At 44.3% G+C, this 1,176-nt stretch carries 1 protein-coding gene; it reads left to right on the forward strand.

Going from position 1 to position 1,176, the window contains the following annotated elements; translation table 11 throughout:
- Positions 1-190: 190 nt before the first annotated feature.
- On the forward strand, positions 191-1,176 hold a 986-nt coding region (locus tag A3763_RS03670), incomplete at its 3' end, for a cbb3-type cytochrome c oxidase subunit I (RefSeq protein ID WP_068759891.1).

Genomic DNA, 1,176 nt, shown 5'->3' on the forward strand with positions numbered 1-1,176 from the left:
GTTCTCAATTTTAGTTAATTGTACAAAATCTAAACTACCCACTTTGATGTATATCAACCCCACCCCTTAAGCACTTGATAAAAGGAATAAATATATACCCCACTTGACATACATCAAGGCAAAGTAGGTAGAGGCGCTACAGAATCGGCTTGCTTCCAACTTTTGGCAAATAATAAGGAACGTGAATCATATGAATCAAACGCCTATTCAACCTAAGAACTACGATTATGGAGTAGTTCGGCAATTCACCATTATGACGGTAGTCTGGGGAATTGTCGGAATGCTTGTCGGTGTGCTTATCGCCGCGCAACTTGCATGGCCCGCACTAAATTTCGATTTACCGTATTTAACTTTTAGCCGCTTGCGGCCTTTACATACGAATGCAGTAATCTTTGCGTTTGGTGGTTGTGCACTCTTTGCAACCTCTTATTACATAGTCCAAAGGACATGTCATACGACACTGTTCGCGCCTGGTCTGGCGAAGTTTACCTTTTGGGGTTGGCAGTTAATCATTGTATTAGCAGCAATCACTCTGCCTCTTGGTTTTACGCAAGGCAAAGAGTATGCAGAGCTAATCTGGCCAATAGACCTACTCATTGCAATCGTTTGGGTTAGCTATGGTGTTGTATTCTTCGGCACGTTGGTAAAGCGAAACGTTTCGCATATCTACGTTGCTAACTGGTTCTATGCAGCGTTCATTATCGCTGTAGCGGTACTTCATATCGTTAACAACTTATCTATTCCTACTAGCCTGACTCATTCCTACCCTGTCTTTTCGGGTGCAACCGATGCAATGACTCAGTGGTGGTATGGACACAATGCTGTTGGCTTTTTCCTAACTGCGGCGTTTTTAGGCATGATGTACTACTTCGTTCCAAAGCGTGCGAATCGCCCTGTATACTCCTATAGATTATCAGTTGTACACTTCTGGGCTTTGATCTCTATTTACATGTGGGCTGGTCCGCACCATTTGCAATACACTGCTCTACCAGACTGGGCCCAGTCACTTGGTATGGTGTTCTCCTTGGTTCTATTAGCTCCGTCATGGGGTGGTATGATCAACGGTATCATGACGCTATCTGGCGCATGGGATAAGTTACGCTCTGACCCGATCCTTAAGTTCCTGATTGTATCCCTATCGTTCTATGGCATGTCGACCTTTGAAGGGCCAATGAT

The organism is Oleiphilus sp. HI0128 (assembly GCF_001635365.1).